This window comes from Aliidiomarina iranensis, assembly GCF_003987135.1.
GTDB lineage: Bacteria > Pseudomonadota > Gammaproteobacteria > Enterobacterales > Alteromonadaceae > Aliidiomarina > Aliidiomarina iranensis.
The window spans coordinates 12,267-31,796 of the sequence record NZ_PIPJ01000003.1; the positions used below are offsets into that span (position 1 = coordinate 12,267).

Annotated in this window: 16 protein-coding genes; 6 read left to right on the forward strand and 10 right to left on the reverse strand. The window is 46.0% G+C overall.

Annotated elements, in window-relative coordinates; all coding sequences use genetic code 11:
- Positions 1-28: 28 nt before the first annotated feature.
- Positions 29-1,024 carry a WD40/YVTN/BNR-like repeat-containing protein gene (locus CWE08_RS05760; protein ID WP_126766627.1) on the reverse strand — a complete coding sequence of 332 codons (996 nt, stop codon included), beginning with the start codon at positions 1,022-1,024 and terminating at the stop codon, positions 29-31.
- Positions 1,025-1,222: 198 nt separating this feature from the next.
- On the opposite strand from CWE08_RS05760, the gene CWE08_RS05765 reads away from it, so the two are divergent.
- Positions 1,223-2,215: a CpcT/CpeT family chromophore lyase gene (locus CWE08_RS05765; protein WP_126766630.1), complete on the forward strand. Its 993-nt coding sequence runs from the start codon at positions 1,223-1,225 to the stop codon at positions 2,213-2,215.
- Here CWE08_RS05765 and CWE08_RS05770 read toward each other — a convergent pair.
- Positions 2,190-2,990 carry a S1/P1 nuclease gene (locus CWE08_RS05770; protein WP_126766632.1) on the reverse strand — a complete coding sequence of 267 codons (801 nt, stop codon included), beginning with the start codon at positions 2,988-2,990 and terminating at the stop codon, positions 2,190-2,192. The two genes, CWE08_RS05765 and CWE08_RS05770, sit on opposite strands and share 26 nt — an antisense overlap.
- Complete coding sequence (locus CWE08_RS05775; RefSeq protein ID WP_126766635.1) at positions 2,974-3,726, reverse strand: YciK family oxidoreductase; 753 nt, start codon at positions 3,724-3,726, stop codon at positions 2,974-2,976. Before CWE08_RS05775 ends, CWE08_RS05770 begins: the two co-directional genes overlap by 17 nt.
- 210 nt (positions 3,727-3,936) lie before the next feature.
- On the opposite strand from CWE08_RS05775, the gene CWE08_RS05780 reads away from it, so the two are divergent.
- Entirely contained in the window at positions 3,937-6,351 is a 2,415-nt protein-coding gene (locus tag CWE08_RS05780; protein ID WP_126766638.1) for a VolA/Pla-1 family phospholipase, read from the forward strand.
- A gap of 154 nt (positions 6,352-6,505) precedes the next feature.
- Positions 6,506-7,522 carry a protease SohB gene (sohB, locus tag CWE08_RS05785; protein ID WP_126766640.1) on the forward strand — a complete coding sequence of 339 codons (1,017 nt, stop codon included), beginning with the start codon at positions 6,506-6,508 and terminating at the stop codon, positions 7,520-7,522.
- A 180-nt stretch (positions 7,523-7,702) separates the two neighbouring features.
- Here the strand turns inward: sohB and CWE08_RS05790 are convergent, their stop codons facing one another.
- Together CWE08_RS05790 and CWE08_RS05795 are read right to left on the reverse strand one after the other, a co-directional pair.
- Complete coding sequence (locus CWE08_RS05790) at positions 7,703-9,025, reverse strand: dicarboxylate/amino acid:cation symporter (RefSeq protein WP_126766642.1); 1,323 nt, start codon at positions 9,023-9,025, stop codon at positions 7,703-7,705.
- A gap of 204 nt (positions 9,026-9,229) precedes the next feature.
- Positions 9,230-9,829, reverse strand: a complete 600-nt coding sequence (locus CWE08_RS05795; RefSeq protein WP_126766644.1) for a Yip1 family protein — start codon at positions 9,827-9,829, stop codon at positions 9,230-9,232.
- Between the two features lie 148 nt (positions 9,830-9,977).
- Between CWE08_RS05795 and miaE the strand changes: the two genes are divergently transcribed.
- Positions 9,978-10,778: a tRNA isopentenyl-2-thiomethyl-A-37 hydroxylase MiaE gene (gene miaE, locus CWE08_RS05800; protein ID WP_198677095.1), complete on the forward strand. Its 801-nt coding sequence runs from the start codon at positions 9,978-9,980 to the stop codon at positions 10,776-10,778.
- 114 nt (positions 10,779-10,892) lie between these two features.
- On the opposite strand, the gene lpxH is transcribed toward miaE, so the two are convergent.
- The 3 genes from lpxH to CWE08_RS05815 all read right to left on the reverse strand — a co-directional run bounded on the left by lpxH (position 10,893) and on the right by CWE08_RS05815 (position 13,114).
- Positions 10,893-11,636 (reverse strand): UDP-2,3-diacylglucosamine diphosphatase, encoded by a 744-nt coding sequence (gene lpxH, locus CWE08_RS05805; protein WP_126766646.1) that lies wholly within the window; start codon positions 11,634-11,636, stop codon positions 10,893-10,895.
- Between the two features lie 6 nt (positions 11,637-11,642).
- Entirely contained in the window at positions 11,643-12,140 is a 498-nt protein-coding gene (locus CWE08_RS05810) for a peptidylprolyl isomerase (RefSeq protein ID WP_126766649.1), read from the reverse strand.
- 167 nt (positions 12,141-12,307) lie between these two features.
- Positions 12,308-13,114 (reverse strand): LOG family protein, encoded by an 807-nt coding sequence (locus tag CWE08_RS05815; protein WP_126766652.1) that lies wholly within the window; start codon positions 13,112-13,114, stop codon positions 12,308-12,310.
- 126 nt (positions 13,115-13,240) lie between these two features.
- Between CWE08_RS05815 and cysS the strand changes: the two genes are divergently transcribed.
- Together cysS and CWE08_RS05825 are read left to right on the forward strand one after the other, a co-directional pair.
- Positions 13,241-14,623, forward strand: coding sequence for a cysteine--tRNA ligase (gene cysS / locus CWE08_RS05820; RefSeq protein ID WP_126766654.1), 1,383 nt, complete (start codon positions 13,241-13,243; stop codon positions 14,621-14,623).
- Between the two features lie 59 nt (positions 14,624-14,682).
- Positions 14,683-16,230: a M17 family metallopeptidase gene (locus CWE08_RS05825; RefSeq protein ID WP_126766656.1), complete on the forward strand. Its 1,548-nt coding sequence runs from the start codon at positions 14,683-14,685 to the stop codon at positions 16,228-16,230.
- A gap of 85 nt (positions 16,231-16,315) precedes the next feature.
- Here the strand turns inward: CWE08_RS05825 and CWE08_RS05830 are convergent, their stop codons facing one another.
- Together CWE08_RS05830 and CWE08_RS05835 are read right to left on the reverse strand one after the other, a co-directional pair.
- Positions 16,316-16,720: an acyl-CoA thioesterase gene (locus CWE08_RS05830; RefSeq protein WP_126766659.1), complete on the reverse strand. Its 405-nt coding sequence runs from the start codon at positions 16,718-16,720 to the stop codon at positions 16,316-16,318.
- Between the two features lie 193 nt (positions 16,721-16,913).
- Complete coding sequence (locus CWE08_RS05835; RefSeq protein WP_198677096.1) at positions 16,914-19,262, reverse strand: TonB-dependent receptor; 2,349 nt, start codon at positions 19,260-19,262, stop codon at positions 16,914-16,916.
- Positions 19,263-19,530 lie beyond the last annotated feature (268 nt).

Genomic DNA, 19,530 nt, shown 5'->3' on the forward strand with positions numbered 1-19,530 from the left:
CAGCAGTGATAACAATGAGTTGAGATCGTTATAGAGTGAACGATTTCAACTCATGGTCTGGTGTAATTAACCAACAGCTATCAACACTGCTGCAAGAAAGCGCAATCGCACCGTTATCAAGAGCGGGAAGCCAATCAGCTCCCAAATCGTTAGATTTGTGCACGCCAGTTTCATTGCCTGCTAAAACCCAATCACCAACGGTTATCATCAATGTCAGTGGCCCGTTTACCGGCGGAGCTGATAATTCGGTAAACTCGCCGCGCTGATAACGGTAAAATTCTGGAGCTCCATTTTCAGCGCCTCCTGCCAAGAGAAAATCTTCCATCCCTAATACCGCTACCGAGTGTATTCCATTGCCGGAACCAGCGGTTAATGGCGTTTCAACCACCTGAAAACGAAGTCCCGCAGCACTTTTATATATCAAACGAGCCTGATCTGCGCCTTTTGTCCCCATTACCCAAAAATTATTGTCATGAACAACGCAGTTGCCGAATTCGCTCCCACTTTCATTCATAAGGGCACGCTCAGAGAATCCGCTGCGGGTGCCTATCCAATTACTGCTATTAGAGCTTCGAATAACGTGCCAATCATCTAGGTTTGTTTCCCCAAGAATCCAACCTTCTCCCTCGGGAATCATATCGAAGCAATGTAAAAACTCATCACCATTGCCCCGATGTAGAGTGCTCCAACTGAAACCTCCGTTTCTACTTCGCACGAGTCGGCTGCGTTCACCTCTTCCACTGGAGAGGGCGAAAGCATGCCGTTCATCATAGGCAATAATTTGTCGGATATTAAGGTTGCTGCTGCGGCCTCCGGGTGTTGATACATTCCAGGTTTGGCCAGTATCGCTACTTACTGCGATTTGGCCATCGTGGCTGCCTATCCAAATAATATCGGAATCTACAACATAAAGGCTTGACCAATCAGCAGTTGGAAGTTCGCTGCTTTCGGTTGCTAGAGTTGGCGCACATAACGTTGCGAACATTAATGAAAATAACCAATACTTTCTTTTTCGAATCGCCATAATTGCTTTTAATTCCTGTTACAGAGACAAAAGGTGCCTGTGTTATGATGTCACCAAGATACCATAGAAAACTGTTTCATACTGTTCAACACACCGAATCAAAAAGGCTGTAATGTGAAATTAAGTGCCCTTAATCTGTCTATTCTTTGTTTTCACCTGGCAGTGTTTGTTTACCTTTCCAGTTACTCGATAGCCACTATGGCTGCAGTACCCGTAGCTAGCTTTGAATTAACGGACGCTGGAGCTAACGAAGCAACTACTCAGTTGGCGCAAAGTTCGCAATCGTTGCAGGATTTAACACCAGAGGCACAACAAGAACGATTGATAGATTGGCTAACTGGTGAGTTCTCAAATTTACGATATGTTTTTGAATTTGGACCAGTAGGTGGTTATCCACCATTATTGTTGAAGCAGCAGCGAGTGCCCTTAATGGATGGTGAATACGGGGTGTTGGTTGAACAAAGTTGGTTAGCGGCGCCTGAGCGGATTTATCGCCGACATTTGTATCGTTTTCGACAACCGCGTTTCAGTGACGACATTATACAAGAGGTATATGTAGTGCCGAATAACTTCGCTGGGTCGTTTATAAGTGAGGATGGATTTTCAGCAGAGCTTGATTTGATGTCAGGCTGCAGTATTCGTTGGCAAGTGAAAGCCAATGAGTTCGAGGGCTACCGAGATGGTAATCGATGTTCGTTCCGAAATGAGAATAATCAGGTGGTTTCATGGACAACCCACCTTCGATTGAACGCTACGAATTACAATGTGGCTGATATGGCTTTTACAGATGATGGCGAGCAAGTGTTAGGTGATATCGAGGGAACGGGCTTGGTGTTGAATCGCATTCGCTTTTTTCAAGCTGAAATAGGCTACCTGCCAGCTGGTGCGGAGGCTGAAGATTTAAGCCAGTGGATGGTGGCACTACCGCAAAGGCCTTTACATGACCACGAACAGAGAATTCCCTTGATGAGCGGCGAAGATGGATTATTTCTTGGTCATGATATTCAGTTGATAGGTAATTTGCAGGAACCAGAGACATTACTTTTACGGCTGTATCGACAAACCGAGGATGAACCGTTTTTTGCAGAAGAGATGGAATACCAAGGCGATGGTAAGTGGCGCGCAACCAGCGAACGGTTGCGCATCCAGTTATCGGTGGCAAACTCTATTGCTGAGCTGCTGCCGCATTAATGATTAGAGCCATCCGTTGGGCAGATTGAATTAACTGCTGCTCAACAATGGGCCGCGCTTGATTGAAATAGATTTCGCCCAGCTCAGCATTGTTCTCTAAGTCCGCATAGGCATGGCGGCGAGCTAGTTGATAGGATTCATTTGCCCAATCAATCAAAGCCGCATGCCAATCACTGGAAGTAACCGTTGGTAGTGGATGCAATGCCGCTTGCTCGCTAGGGTTTGGCATTAAATCCATGCCCCGAATCATAATGCTATCCCAAAGCCGATGTAGATTCATTTCCGCACCAAAGAATGTAACTCGAATATCATTCCCGCCTCGATCTTCTTGATAACCAAGATGCAAAGGCTGATGCATATCCGTTATCCAATGAGAAAAGGTGCGGAGTGCTTCGCCTTGCACTTGTAAGCTTTGGTTTGTATCGAACATTACTTCAATGTCATTCATTGCCGCGCCAACAACACAGCGGCGGTTTGGGCAATCCCTTTGCATATCAAGCTGTGCTTCCTCGGGCGGAATATTTGCGTAATGAAGCGGGCCGAGGAATTGGCCTTCTTCACTTCCACGAACGCGATCTGCCCAAGTGGTAACAACCGAAAGGGAGGGCTCATTCACTTTTTGTAAGCGCTCACTTACCCACATTTTTGCTTCTGGAGTTAAATACTCCCAAGCCAAAGCTCCAATATATTCATGGCCTTGAAAACCCCAGCTCATAACCCGCGCTGGAATTATTAGCACGAGGCCGATACAGATAATACTAACGAGTTTGCGCATCTACCGATTCTCCTGTGGTGCCGATACTATCATCAGCCATAAAATACAAATACGTGGGCATTAAATCAGCAGGAGTTTTCAGTTTCGTGACGTCTTCTGCAGGATATGCTCGCGAGCGCATAGCAGTTCGTGTTGCCCCCGGGTTGATTACATTTACGCGTAATGTTGAGTTCTCATATTCATCGGCAAGGATTTGAGCCATGCCCTCAGTAGCGAACTTCGATACTGCATAAGGCCCCCAATGGGCACGGCCAGTTCGGCCTACGCCGGAAGAGGTAAAAACAATGGAGCCGTTCGGTGCAGCCAATAGTGCCGGTAGTAGGGCTTTTGTCATCATAAATTGAGCCGTAACATTCACTTGCATGATATCGTTCCAAGTTGGCAAATCGATATGTGCAAAGGGTGAAAGAACGCCGAGAATTGAGGCGTTATGCAGTAAACCATCGAGCTTACCGAACTGATCGATGATCGTTGCCGCCATATCTCGGTAATGATTTTCTGTTGCGCCTTTCATGTCCAATGGAATAATAGCTGGCTCTGGGCCGCCTTGTGCTATGATTTCATCATAAACTGTTTCTAATTTTTTTGTAGTCCGGCCTAACAAGATCACGGTAGCACCGTGTTTTGCGAAGGTAAGCGCCGCTTCGCGGCCAATGCCATCACCGGCTCCGGTAACTAAGATAACTTTATTTTCTAAAGCGTTCTGAGGTGCATCAAAATTTTGCGTATTCAACATATTTGCAACTTTAAGTTGGTTGGGATGTTCCCTAAGTTTAACTGTTATTGTAAATTAACTCAGTAGAAGATCTAAAACACAACGAAAATTCTTTAATTATTATTAGCAGAAGTGTATAACTTTCTGTTAACGTCTTGTGAACCATCGGCTAAACTCTAGCTTCCGCAAAGAGTAGCTTAGAATTAGAACAACAAGGATTGGGGAAACCTCATGAAAAAACTGTTTCTGACATTAGCAATTACTTCAACGCTTGGGCTTGCAGCGTGTACGCCCGACGGCGAAGATGCGCCAGTAACTCAAGAAGATGTACAGGTACCTTTTGCCCGGGTTACTTTCGACCCGGGTAACGGTAACTTAGCAGTTCCGAGTGATATCTTGCTTGGTGGGACAACTGACGGCACACTAAATATTCCAGTAGACGATATCACTGATTTTAGTGACCCTCAAAATGCTATCAACGCACTTGATGGCTGGTCGACTGCCATGCCGTTAAGTTTCACGTTCACATTGCCAAATGATGTTGGCATCGATGCTGCTTCGGTATCTGCTGCCGGCTCTGTTCGTCTGTTTAAAGTAATTATGGGTGCTGATACTAGCGATCCAGATTGTGCTACTGCGCCTGCAGGCACTGCTTGTAAGTTCGTTGGCGAATTACAAAATGGGCAAGATTTCACCGTTACTTACAGCGACGGTCAGTTACAGGTAATTCCATTAACACCATACGAACCAAAAACTGGCTACATCGCAGTACTTACGGATCAAATCAGCGACAGCTTAGGTCGTCCGGTTCGTCCATCATCTACATATTTCCTTTTACGTAAGCCTATCGCAACCGACCCAATCGGTGGCGCGCAAGAACAGCAATTACAGGGTATCATTAACAGCCACTTAAATGTGTTAGCGCAAGGTGGTGTAGATACTGAGAGCGTAATTTATAGTTCTGGCTTCACTACTCAATCGATTGGCGACGTTCTTGATGTCACTAAGCAGTTATTGTTACGTGATGATTTACGCCCAACGATGACATCTAATCCGATCGGCCAAACAGCTGCTGATCTACTTGGTATTCCGCAAGAAGCAGGCCAACAATATTTTGTTGCTAGTGCAGCGCAAATTCATGTTGGGCAAGTAACGTTGCCATACTACAGTGGTGTACCAACAGCTGAGAATCCTACAGCACCTTTATCTGAGAGCTGGAAAGCAGGGTTTGTCAGCCCAATCTCTATTATTTTGGGCGTTCAATCTGGTGCGGTATCGGTTGAAGATTTAGTAGCCATTGGTGTCGATCCTGCAAATCTTGCGAATCCAGCAAGTTTGGCCGGGCAAGTGCCTTACGAAGCTGCAGCTGATACTGCGTTAGTAGAATTAGATCGCTTCCGCCACTTAACTAAATTTAACCCAATTCCACGCCCAACTACGGTTAATCAGGTTCCATTGATGATGTCGGTACCTGATGTGAATACGGTGAATGCAGTGCGTGCGCAACTCGGCTTAGAAGCTATTAGCATGCCGCAAGGCGGTTGGCCGGTTGTTATTTTCCAGCACGGTATTACCGGCGAGAAAACTAACTTCCTACCTATTGCCGGTACCCTAGCACTTTCAGGGCACGCTGTAGTAGCCATCGACCATCCATTGCATGGCGATCGTGGTTTTGAAATTGAAAATGCCGCCGGTGATGTTGTGCGAGTTATCAACGCTTCTACGGGTAAAGGTGGTTCGCCTACTGATTACCTGAACCTAGGTAGCTTATTAACAGCACGTGATAACCTACGCCAATCTGTGGCTGATTTACTTGGCCTGCGTGTTGGGCTTAATTTCTCATCGGCAGCTGCGGCAGGCATGATTAACCCAACTGACGTGAAATTTGTTGGCCACTCGTTAGGCGCGATTGCGGGAACCAACTTTGTTGCTGTTGCGAACACACCACTAACCGGTGATTTAGCTCAAGCGCAAGGCCTGTTCCAAGTTCAGCAAGCAGCACTTGGTATGCCAGGTGGCGGGATTGCACCTTTCTTGGTTGCTTCAGAGCGTTTCGGGCCGGTTATTGGTGGTCAGATTGCGTTCCAATCTTTCCCAGCGTTCCAAGATTTTGCGGTACAAGAAGCAATTTCAAGTGGTATTGATCCACAATCACCAGCGTTCCTCGATTTCTTATCGGTAGCTTATGTGAGCTTCTATGAAAATGGGGTAGCTTCGGCAACGGATCAAGCGCAATTGCAAGCCACGTTGGCTCAATTCCAATTTGCCGCGCAAACGGTGGTAGATTCAGGTGACCCAATTAACTTTGCGGCACGTGTGGAAGCGACGGAAACACCGGTTTATCTCATTCAAGCGAATGGCGATAAAGTGGTACCGAATAGCACACCGCACCCACTTGGTGGCACTGCGCCATTGATTCGTGAACTTGGTTTAGCTATTGCAAGTGGCCCGATGATGTCTGAAGATGCGATTAGTGCGGCTGCTCGCTATGAGGGCGCAGGCCACTCGTCACTTCTGAACCCTGCGGACGCTGATGCAGACCCAGCACTTGGCGCTGCTATCACTCAAGACATGCAGCAATCTATCGGTTTCTGGTTCGAAAGCCGTGGGCGTGTATTGAACATTTCTGCTGATTTAGTGAATTAGTACTACACCGCAGAAAGGCAGAATGTTAGGGTACCGAGTAGTACCCACTAACATTTGCATAAAAAGAACAAGGCCAGCTTTTTAGCTGGCCTTTTGCTTTGTTGTGATAACGCATAAAATACATCTTTGATACACACAGAAGGGTTAAAATATAATGCTAGAGCTTCTTGCTGAATATGGGGTTTTTCTATTAAAAACCGCCACAATTGTAATTGGTATCATGCTAATTCTGGGCATGATAATAAATGCTGCAACGCGGCAGAAGAGCAGTTCTGGAGAGCTGAAAATTCAGAATCTCAGTGAGGGCTTAAAAACGATTCGCGAGCAAATTAAAGCAGAAATGCTTAGCGATAAAGAACGCAAAAAAGCAAAAAAAGCAGCGAAGAAAGAAAAGGCTAAGGCTAAGGAACCTTCCGATAAGCGCGCCTTTATCATTGATTTTAATGGTTCTATGGATGCTCACGAAACCGAATCCCTGCGCCGTGAGGTTACGGCGATATTGGCTGTAGCTGATGCTAGCAAAGATGAAGTAATTCTTCGTTTAGAAAGCCCAGGCGGCGTTGTTCACGGGTATGGCTTAGCCGCCGCTCAACTGAAGCGCATACGCGATAAAGGCATAAAGCTCACCATCTCAGTAGACAAAGTGGCAGCGAGTGGTGGTTACATGATGGCTTGTATTGGTGATCGTATTGTAGCCGCTCCTTTCGCGGTTGTAGGCTCGATAGGTGTACTGGCACAAATTCCAAATTTTCATCGGCTGCTAAAGAAAAATGATATTGATTTTGAGCAAATAACTGCTGGCGAATACAAACGCACACTTACCTTGTTTGGCGAAAATACGGATAAAGGGCGGAAGAAATTTAAAGATGATATCGAAGATATCCACGGCCTCTTCAAAGATTTCGTGAAAACTCATCGCAGCGCTTTAGATATCGATGCTGTGGCAACGGGTGAGGTGTGGTACGGGCAGGCGGCGCTTGAGCAAGGCCTTATTGATGAGATAAAAACCAGCGATGATTTATTGTTGGAAGCGAACGAGTACGCCCAGCTCTTTAAAGTAACCTACAAAGAGAAAGCAAAGCTTTCCGAGCGCTTCACACAAAGCGCACAGAGCGTAATTGATCGTTCTATAATGCAATGGGTGCAGCGCAGCAAGTTATGGCGCTGGTGAGGCTTAAATTTGCTCTCTAACGCATTGAATTTCGATTCCTTGCGCCTTAATAAAAAAAGCCCGGCAAATTTGCCGGGCTTTTTATTTAGCTATATTTATTCACTTCTATTTGTACATGCAAGTACGCCCAGATTTCTTTGAAGTTTAAAATTTAAGTTTAACTAAATTGGCATAGCTTTATTAAGTGCGATTATCATCATCGCCACCTTTCAAGCTACCATCTGGGTTTAAACCGGCATCAGGGTCGTTGTAGGTATCAATATCAAATTGATTCTCTGATTTACCCACTATCGTTGTCACCATCGCATCGCCTGTAATATTCACAGCGGTTCGGGTCATGTCGAGTAATCGATCAACACCGATAATTAAACCAATCGCTTCAACCGGAAGCCCCACCTGCTGCAATACCATAGCGAGCATGATTAAGCCTACGCCGGGCACGCCTGCGGTTCCAATCGATGCTAAGGTTGCCGTTAGGATAACCATCAAATATTGCTGCATGGTTAAATCGATACCGTATAGCTGTGCAATAAATACCGTGGCAACACCTTGCATAATGGCAGTGCCATCCATGTTAATGGTTGCACCAAGCGGTACGGTAAAAGAAGCAATTTTGCTATCTACGCCCAAACGCTTAGTGGTGGTGCGCAAGGTTACTGGAATGGCGGCATTACTGCTCGAGATACTGAAAGCAAAAATTTGGTTACTCAACATTTTGCGAATGAAGATAACGGGGCTCAAGCGCGTTACTGCACCTAATATCGCGGGGTACACCACGAAACCATGTACCAACAGGATAACTAGAACGGTTATAAAGTAAACTGCCAAATCACCGAGTAAATCACCTAATCCTAAATCGGCAAAGGTGCGGGCCAACAGCGCAAAAACGCCGTAAGGCGCTACTTGCATAAGCATCATCACCAACTTCATGATCACTGAATTTACATCTTCAAAAAAGTTCTTTAAGCGATCACCCGGTTTGCCAACCAAAGCCATTGCAATACCGAATAACAGTGCAAATACAATAATTTGCAACATGTTGCCCTCTGCTAGGGCGTTAATTGGATTACGCGGCACCATATCGATAAGAACATCTACAAAACTTGGCGCTTCTTGGGCTTCGAAAGTTACATCTTGTTCGGCCATTGAGCCGCCGCTACCAGGTTTCACAATCGATGCTACGGTGAGGGCAATACTCACAGCAATTCCCGTAGTGATGAGATAGAGAAGTAGGGCCTTACCGCCGATACGTCCAAGCTTGCTGGGATCGCTCATTGAGCAAGTGCCCACAACCAGAGAAACGAAAACCAGAGGAACAACGAGCATCATCAAGCTGGTAATGAAGAATTCGCCAACAAGGCGAAGAACCCCATCAACTACAACCAGCTTTAGCCAAGAATCTGCAGCGCCGCTGATTAGAGTGTTAAGAAGTAGGCCAAATAAAATACCAGCGAACATACCGATAACGATCTTACCGGTGAGGCCAATTTTTTTAGATTGCATGGGAATATCCTGAAAGTTATTTTTATATTTGGTAAGCCTACCAGAGAAGCGCTTAATGCCAAAGTGTAGCGCGCTGAAAGGCCAAAAAAAGAGGAGCATTTGCTCCTCTTTTTGCTTATTCCAAATTACAGTAGGAAATCCTGCTAAATTAAACAGAGCGTTGAACACGGCAGTAAGTAAATGCTGCAAAGAACGCCCAAGGATTTAGCCTACAAATGTAGGGAAGTAGCCATTGGTCCAAACGATTGCTGTTCCGGCCATCAAAATAACCATTAATATTAAGCCTGCGGTAACCACCGAGCTAGCGTAAATAAAACCACGTTCTTCGGGGATGTGCATCAAGATCGGAACACCGGAATAAAGGAGATAAACCGAATACGCCACCCCGGCTAAAAACACCATAGAAACAAACCAAAGCTCAGGGTAAAATGCCGCCACGCCCGACATGAGAACAGGCGTTGAAGTATAAGCCGCGAGCTCCAAAGATTGGGTTAGTGTGGGGCTAGCACCAAAGGTTTTTGCCATCCAATGAATTAGGTAAGATAGCGCAAACACACCACCAATGATGCCGATGTACATGGCGATTGCCATGGCAACTGCGCTATTTTGTGTTAAGTAAATACTTTCCCGTGCACCGATGCTCCAGCCGAGATGAGCCGAGGCATAATAGGCAACACAACATGGGATAAGTGCAACAAATAGAATATGTGAGAGCGAGAAGCGCAAACTCTCGTGGCGTTGGTCGATTGTTTTCCATTCTTCTACTGGATGAGCGTAGAGACCCCAGATATGATTTAATATCATTTTTCTTTCTCCTTGGGAGCCTTGGCTCCGGATGTCTGCAAAACCACAATGGTTATGCTGCATTATACGTACGGAGTTCGTATTTAAATCAAGAATGAAAGGTTCTGAGTAAAATCTGCTCAGATTCTTTTGTTATAAAGTAGTTAGCGTGGTGCCCGTGAATTTATTAAACAATTATCAGGGTTTGTTAAATCCGATAAACAATTTTTTGCTCTGTAAAACGCCTGATTTGTGGATTGAGCAAGCTTCAGATCCATGTAATCTTTCGCTACTTCTCACCGATCATCTGCATTGTGAGCTGAAAGCCGCGCAAAGTGCCGGTTTGTTATTACGCCGCTATGTTGTTGATGAGGCCACCGCGCAACAGATTTTGCAATGGCTAGAGCCTTATGAAACTCGAGTTTATCGGGGGCATTTGTTGGCTACCGAAAACGAGACAAATACGCAACTTTCAGGAAAAAATAAACAGGCACCAAAACTTGAGTTAGCGCAAAGTGAGCCTTGGCAAGATGAGTTATTGAGTAAAATGGTGCTGTTGATGAAAGAAGAGCTCCATCATTTCGACCAAGTGTTCACTATTATGGAAGCGAATAATATTGAATTGCAGCCAACCACTGCTGCGCGCTATGCGGCGGGTATGCTGCGCCACATTCGAGGTTCAGAAGTGGGTGGTTTAGTGGATAAACTGATCATTGGGGGCATTATTGAAGCGCGTTCATGTGAACGTTTCGCGGCGCTTGTGCCGCATCTCCCAGAATCAGTAGCGCGTTTTTATGTATCATTGCTACGCTCAGAGGCGCGGCACTTTGAAGATTACTTAAGCTTGGCCGAATTGGTAGCGGGCGAGGAGGATATCGCACCGCGGGTGCAGATGTTCTTGGGTATAGAGCAAAACCTAATTGAAAGCCCTGATAAAGTGCTACGTTTTCATAGCGGCCCAGTGGCCTAGTATTACTCATCCGGCTTTTGCTATTTGAACAGAAGCAAAAGCAACGAAGCATTACTGTTTTGGAGCACAATAGCGTGTGAAGGGGCGTTGTTGTTGCTCTTTTACGCTGAGATGTTAATTCGGGGCTGCTGCTAAAGGTTGGCTTTTTAGTTCGAAGTGTTCAGCGTCGATTTCCAGTATAGAGCCTTGCTCATACCAATCGCCCAGCACAATCCGTGTTTTTAAGCTGTTATTTACCATGTGCTGATGGATGTTGGGCTGGTGTGTGTGGCCGTGAATCATCAAATCAGCAGATGCCTCAGCAAGAACTTGGCCTACGGCTTTGTCTTTAGCGTCGTATTTCGCTAACTCCTCAGCGCTTAAAACCTTATTCCCCGCACTAGTATCACGCAGCTTTTCGGCTAACCAGCGCCGCCATGCCAGAGGCATATTTCGGGCTACAGCCAACAGCCATGGGTGGCGGATGATTTTCCGGAAGCGTTGATAGCCGACATCATCAGTGCACAAAGTATCGCCATGCAAAATCACTGTTCTGCGGCCGTATAAATCGATAACCGAAGGCTCAGGTAAAATAATCACACCGGTTTTTTCAGCAAATTGCTCGCCAATCAAAAAATCTCTATTGCCATGAATAAAGTAGCAGGGCACACCGCTATCGGTGAGCGCTTTTAACTCGGTTTGAATTTGGCGATGAAAACTATTGTCATCATCATCGCCAATCCAGTACTCGACCAAATCACCTAGGATATACACCGCGTCACTTTCACGCGCTTCAGAGCGTAAAAACTGGATGAACAGCCCAGTGATATCCGGACGTTCAGCGCTTAGGTGTAAATCGGAGATGAATCGTGTTGTCATCGATATCTATTTATTAAGCGTGGTTTTGGTGATGATAACATCTTCAACAGGCACATCTTGGTGGAAGCCCGCTGAACCTGTTTTTACCACACGAATGGCGTCAACCACATCAAGCCCTGATGTTACTTCGCCGAACACACAATAGCCCCAACCATATGGATTTTCGCCCGTAAAATCTAAACCGCTGTTATCACGAACGTTAATGAAAAACTGCGCAGTTGCCGAATGTGGATCATTGGTACGAGCCATAGCAATGGTGCCGCGCTTATTGCTCACGCCGTTATTGGCTTCATTTTTAATCGGTGCCTTCACTTCTTTTTGATTCATGCCGGGTTCGAAACCGCCACCTTGAATCATAAAGCCATCAATCACGCGGTGAAAAATAGTATTCGCATAGAAATCATCTTCAACGTAGGAAACGAAATTCGCTACGGTTTCCGGTGCTTTATCGGCGAATAAGGTAATTTCAATATCGCCCATTGTGGTATGTAGAGTTACGTTCATGATCTTTTCCAATGTTATCGATGAATTGAGCCGCCGTGGCGGCTACATGAAAGGTGCCTATTGTAACGGAAATTCTCAGGCAGCGGAAATTAGCCAATAAAAAACGCCGTATCATAGCCAGTGCACAGAACATAGCCAACGCGCAGAACATAGCCAGCGCGCACTACTTAATCAGTTTTCCGCTGAGTTGCCTTTTCTGAGGGAACGAGAGTTTCATTTTTTAACCTTAAAAGAATTGGCTGTATCTCTTGCCATGCTTCCTCTACCGAATCAACAAGATGATAGAGTGCTAAATCTTCCGGGTCGATTAGGTTATGGGCAGCAAGTAATTCAAGATTTATCAGCCCGTTCCAGAATGTTTTGCCATATAGGAAAACTGGAATTCTCGGCATCTTACCCGTTTGAATCAAAGTAAGGGTTTCAAATAGCTCATCGAGCGTGCCGAAGCCCCCTGGAAACACAATTAACGCTTGAGCACGTTTTAAAAAGTGCATTTTGCGCAGGGCGAAATATTGAAAGTTAATGCTGTGTTTAGCGGCGATAAAAGGGTTTAGGCGCTGCTCGTGGGGCAATGCGATGTTCAGGCCGATACTTGCATGGCCAGCTTCATTTGCACCTCGGCTCCCAGCTTCCATTATTCCCGGGCCTCCACCTGTGATCAGGCGAGTTTGGCTTAAACCCTCGGCCTCGATGTACTGGCCTATGCGAAAAGCGAGTTGCCGCGCTTGTTGATAAAAATGAGCGAGCGATTCACATGGATTTTGCTGCGGCACCTTTTCTGGAGCAGGAATCCGTGCGCTACCAAATATAGAAATAGTATGGAGAACATCTTCACCGTTAAAGGTTTCTTCCGCCAACATCCATTCGTTCGCTAAATGCGCTGCGCGTTGCATTTCAGTATTTTGCGTATCTTCAGCAATTGATAATTCGGGTTCGTTAACCTCTTTTAGGCCGCCAAATTCACTGTTCGTCATGTATGGGTCCTTTTCAACTGTGCGTAATTCTGTGCTGAAACTCCGGTGTGATACTGGTAGTATAAAGCCTTTCTATACAGCCTTACGACTATCCGTAACGTTAAAATCACTGCGAGAGTTTAAATAATGCTAAAGCTTTATAATTCCCTAACCCAAACCAAAGAAGAATTTAAACCAATTCAAGCGGGTGAAGTGAAGCTCTACGTGTGCGGCGTTACCATTTATGATTTGTGCCACATCGGCCATGCGCGCACGTACGTGGCATTTGATGTGATAGTGCGTTACCTACGGTATTTAGGCTACAAGGTAACCTTTGTGCGCAATGTTACGGATGTCGACGATAAAATTATACGGCGCGCAGCAGAAAATAACGAAAGTATTGATGCTATAACCGAGCGTTTCTTGGGCTACATGCATGACGATTTTAAAGCTCTTAATTTATTAGAGCCGGATATCGAGCCGCGCGTTACCACCCATATGCAAGAAATCATTGATTTGGTCGGTCAGTTGATTGAGAAAAAACACGCTTACGTAGCCTCTTCGGGTGATGTGTTGTTCGATGTTTCTAGCTTTCCAGAATATGGCCGTTTGAGTGGGCAAAACTTGGAGCAGTTACAAGCCGGCGCGCGAGTGGCCGTAACCGAAGGTAAACAAGATCAAATGGATTTTGTACTTTGGAAACGAGCGAAAGCTGGTGAACCGAGTTGGGAATCGCCGTGGGGGCCAGGGCGTCCGGGCTGGCACATTGAGTGTTCGGCCATGAATGGTAAGCATCTCGGTAAACACTTCGATATTCATGGTGGGGGCTCTGATTTGATGTTCCCACACCACGAAAATGAAATTGCGCAGTCGTGCTGTGCTCACGATACACCTTATGTGAATTACTGGATGCATACGGGTATGGTGCAAGTGAACCAAGAAAAGATGTCGAAATCATTAGGGAATTTTTTCACTATACGTGATGTGTTGGCCAGTTATAGTGCTGAAACCGTTCGGTTTTTCTTGTTATCGGGGCATTACCGTAGCCAATTGAATTATTCAGAGGCGCACCTAAATCAAGCGCATGCGAGCTTGGAACGAATTTATACCGCCATGCGAGGATTAACCCCAGAAGCAGCTTCTGATGCCGTGCGCTCCGGCTACGAGGCGCGTATACGTGAAGCATTGAACGATGATTTTAATGTGCCGGAAGCGATGTCTGTGGTGTTTGATATTACCCGCGAAATAAACCGTCAGCGCCAAGATAATAAACCGTTAGCTTGTGAATTAGTGTTTTTGCTGCGGGAGTACGGTGCGATTTTGGGCATTTTGCAGCAAGCGCCGGATGAATTTTTAAAAGGTGCTGAGAGTGATTCGGAAATTGCTAAGATTGAAGGTTTGATCGAACAACGCAATGTTGCTCGTAAAGCTAAAGACTGGGCAGGTGCTGATGCCGCTCGCGATGAATTGCAAGCGATGGGAGTTGTCCTCGAAGATACGGCCGATGGCACACTCTGGCGGCGTCAATGAGGTAGTGGCGAGCTTTCATAGTTAAACCTTAGGCCCGAATAAAAAGGGGAAATAGATTTATGGCGACACCGAAATTAAATTTTGTAACATCACCGAATGAATTGGCAAATGCAGCTTGTGATGCACTTGTTGTACTCAGCCACGACATTGCCCACATACCGCGGCCATACAGCGAAGCTGTGCAGGGCTTGCAACAAGTAGATGCGCAAGCGATGCATAAAACCGCAATTGTTCGTTGCGAAGAAGCACCAGGTAAGCGCTTAGTGCTGGCGCCCACTGGGCGTTTGGATCGCGATTACGATGATGTGCGCCGGTTTTTTGATGCGGCTCGGAACGCCGCCATCTTGTTGCGCGATTCGGGCGCTATTGCACCCGCGCTGTGGATTCCGGAAATGCCAACGGGTGAAAGCTTTGAGAAAGCTGTTGAAGCAGCCTGGTTTGGCTTTTGCCAGGGTTTATATGAGCCCTTAGAGGCTCGGGAGCATTTTGGAGAGAGTGTTGAACCGATAAACGCGGTTACGTTGATTGCAGAGCATGCACAAAGTGCAGAAAGTGCAGAATGGCTTCACGCGGTTGAAGAGGGGCGCCGAGTAGCCCGAGATTTATGCGGCACTGAGCCGGAACGCATGGCGCCAATGAAGTTTGCTGAATACTGCCAACACGCGTTCGCAGGCACCGCAATTAAAGTTCAAATTATCGATGATAAGCCAGAGCTTGAGCATGAATATCCTTTACTTGCAGCTGTGGGCCGTGCTTCATTCGGAACTAGCCAACGCCCTTGCGTGATTCGTTTAGAATATTCTCCGGAAGGAGATGTGAATCAAACTCTTATGATGGTGGGTAAGGGAATTACTTATGATACGGGTGGCGCCGATTTAAAAACCGGTGGCCATATGGCAGGCATGAGCCGAGATAAAGGCGGCGCGGCTGGTGTGGCTGGTTTTCTGAAAGCTGTGGCAGGTGTTAAACCTCAGGGCTTAAAAGTAATCGCCGAGCTCGCTGTAGTGCGCAATAACATCGATGCTCTGGCTTTCGTAGCTGATGAAATTATAACCGGCCGTTCTGGCAAACGAGTTCGAATTGGCAACACCGATGCCGAAGGTCGATTAGTGATGGCTGATTGTTTAGCCCATCTTACCGAGCTTGCGGAAAACGAAATCAATCCAAGTTTGTATACCGTAGCAACTTTAACTGGCCACGCTGCGCTGGCAAAAGGACCGTATTCGGCCTTTGTACCGAATGGGCCGGCAGTAAAAAGTGGTTTAGCCCATGATTTGCTTTTGGCGAGTGAAACTTGGTCGGATCCGGCAGAGCTATCGCCAAGTCGGCGCGAAGATTTTGATTTTGTGCGTGGCCGCACTAAAGCTGATGATTTGTTATCATCAAACAATGGGCCATCAGCAACGACCAAGCGTGGGCATCAGTTCCCAATGGCATTTTTAGCTGAAGTAGCAGGTTTAGAAAAACACGGAAATAACAGTGAAAGACCATTACCGTATATTCATGTTGATATTGCGGGTAGTGGTGTTGAGGGTGGTGATTGGCAGCACGGTAAACCAACAGCTACACCGGTATTAACCTTTGCTGGTAAGTTTTTGCGAAACTAATCTACGCATTACTTAACTTGTTGAATAAAAGCGGTGTGCAATATCACACCGCCTTTTAATATCTAAAGTTTGCTCTTGCCTAAGTTTACTTGTATCCGGGGGGCTCAATTGGCAATAAATCGAGTTCTTCTTTAGTTTTGCCGTGCGCTTGAGGTTTCCGCGAAACGTTATCAATATGTACAAATACGATATCATCCGCCACGCAGATATTCTGTTTGGTTCCCTTATTGCGCACCACACAACACACGGTTAACGATGTTCGGCCAACTCGAGTTGTTTCTAATCCGAACTCAACTACATCACCTTGAAAAGCAGATGCTTCAAAGGTTATTGCGCCCATATGCTTAGTTACCAAGCTCTTTTGATCGAGTTGACAGCTCGCGTAAATATAGGCTTCCTCATCTATCCATTCAAGAATTCGGCCACCAAATAGCGAACCGGCAAAATTCAAATCATTCGGCATTACTAAGCGTCGAGATAAAAACCGCATGGGCTCTCCTTTGCATAAAAACATGAGTAGTTGTTAGTACCGCAGTATAAACGAACTCGCCGTTAAGCGCTAAAAGACATTCAAGGGAAAAGGCTTGGAATATCGATACTAAAAAAGGGAGCAATAAAAAAGGGAGTACCGCAACTGAAGTACTCCCTTCTTCGATAAGGATTAACCGTTGATATCAGTGCAATTAGAAGCTTGCTCTAATACCAAAACCAAAGCCACGGCCTGGTAGCGGCGCATAGTTGCGGATAAACGAACTGTGGGCGTAACCCAATTCATTCGTTAAATTTTCAGCTTTTAAGTAAACTGCCACATCTTGCCCAGCAAAGTAGCCCGGATAGTAATTAAAGTGCAGGTTCACCAAGCCAAAACTATCGGTTGATTCTTCGTTATCTGCCGTTCGATTTTGGGCAAAATAATGGGTGTAACCCAAGGTAGCGTCCCAGTTTTCCTGGTTATAGGATGCGCTTACACCAAACCGCTGCGCTGGAATACGAGGAACATTGCCGCCATCGGTGAATACGGCACGGGTATAATCAGAAAAGCCCTCTAAGCTCCAGTTTTGATTGAATACATAACGGCCTGATAATTCATAACCGTAAAGCTCAGCACTTTGTTGGGCATACTGATAAACAGGAAGCTCGCCAAAATCGTGCTCATGATCATGCTCTTCGCCTTCTCCATGCTCACTATGGTCGCTGTGGAAGATATCCGCATCTAACAATTCGCTGGCGAAGCCTTTGTTATCGAGATAAATGAAATCGTGGATTTTATTGAAGAATAAATTCGCATCAAGATGCCATCTATCACCCTCAAAATGCATACCGAAATCAATGTTCATCGAGCGTTCTTTGGCAAGAGCAAAATCAGCTATTTCTAGTTCATAAGCGTATTCACCGTGGCCGTGATCGCTGTGATCGTCACCATGGTCATCATGGCCGTGGTCATCATGACCATGATCGTCATGTCCCTCCTCCTCATGGCCATCAAGGTGGTGAATATTGTATACGCCGCCCACTTCAAAGGTTCGAGTTGCAAAGTGCGCGCCGTTAGCAAATAACTCATTGGCAGTTGGCGCTCGCTCACTATAACTCACACTCGCCGCTAATTTTAATCCATCACTTACTCGCCAATTCATCCCGGTTGATGCACTCAACGGTGTGTAATCGATTTTATTAAAATTTTCGCTATCGAGTTCAACTTGCTCAATGCGCGCCCCCACTTCCCAAGTGATATCACCAAACCCGCGTTCGGCAATCCAAAATACACCTGCACTATCTGTATCGGTAGCTGGCGTATAGGCTTCTGAACCAAATGAACTATATTCTTGCTGAGATATTTGCGTACCAATAGCACCGCGCCAGCCCGCAATCGGGTTGTGGCGAGCAATTACGCGTAGTTCCGTTTTTTCAAGATTAAAGCCGGTTTCCACATATTCGTCTTCAATTTCTTGATGTGTTAAATCTGTGTAGCCAACATTGAAATCGATACTCTCGAAGCCCGCGAAAGGGTTATTGAAGCTACTGATAAATTGGAACCGATCTTGCACCATATCAGCATAAACGCCGTCCTCATGAGCATGGCCACTTTCATGGTCATGGTCATGGTCGTGATCATGCTCATGCTCATCTTCACCATGTTCATCCTCACCATGTTCATCCTCACCATGGGAGTGACCTGGAATACCGTATTCGCGTTCTAAGCGGCCAAATGAAAAGCCGGCGAAGCCATCATTAAAGAAATAGCTGGCGCCTAAGGTTGCACCCTTATCGTCGGTAAAGCTGTTTTCGATTTTTTCTGCGTGCTCGCCATCGGGAGTATGAAACTCGGGTACTCGAGTATCGTTTGCCTTGCGATAAAAACCATCAAGATGAAGCGCGAAATCACCTTGGCCGGCATTTAAATCAAAGCTACCACTACGCTCATCAGAAACACTATTGTAGCGAGCGCCATAAGAGCCCTCGAGGCCGTCGATAGGTTGCCGTGGCACACGGTTATCAACTACGTTAACTACACCGCCGCTTGCGCCACTGCCAAAAAGAAGTGTAGCAGGGCCGCGAAGTACTTCGATTTGTTCAGCGGTAGAAGCCTCAGTAGAAACCGCATGATCGGGGCCTCCTCGAGATATATCACCCACATCAAGGCCGTTTTGCACGATTTTAACGCGCGGCCCATCTAAACCACGAATGATTGGGCTACTCGATGTCGGGCTATAATAAGTAGCTTGCACCCCAGGCAAACCGCGGAGTGTTTCACCAAGTGTTGCGGCTTCGCTCTCACGTAATGCATCGCCGTATAAGATGTGTACCGGTTGGGCGCTCTCTAATACAGTGCGTTGCAACGGTGAAGCCGTTACAATGATGCGTTCAAAACTGTGCTCGGTGGCTCTTTGTGCATTTTGATTTTCATCAACGTTTTGCTCAGCAACCGGCTCCTCTGTTTGCGTATTTGTATCGCTTTCCGCTTCTTGCGCACTGAGTGTGTAGGGGTTAAGTAGTGCAGCTATCGCCAATGCTAATGGTGCTTTTCTGAACATCTTTTTTTCACTCATCGTTTAGTTAACGGTAATCATTTTGGCAAGCGCTCTGTAGTTGCAATAAGCGCTCTCAGTTATTTGGCTTCAATTCAGTGAGCTGTGCTCAAGTGGTTATGTTTTATGTAATAATATAACATTACATAAAATATTTAGTGGTCACAACTGTTTTTTTAAATAACTGCGATAAGAGGCAGATAAACTGCGATGATCATGATAACTTTGGCTTACTAGATGACGTGTTCTGATTTAAAGTAATTGAGCCCTAATT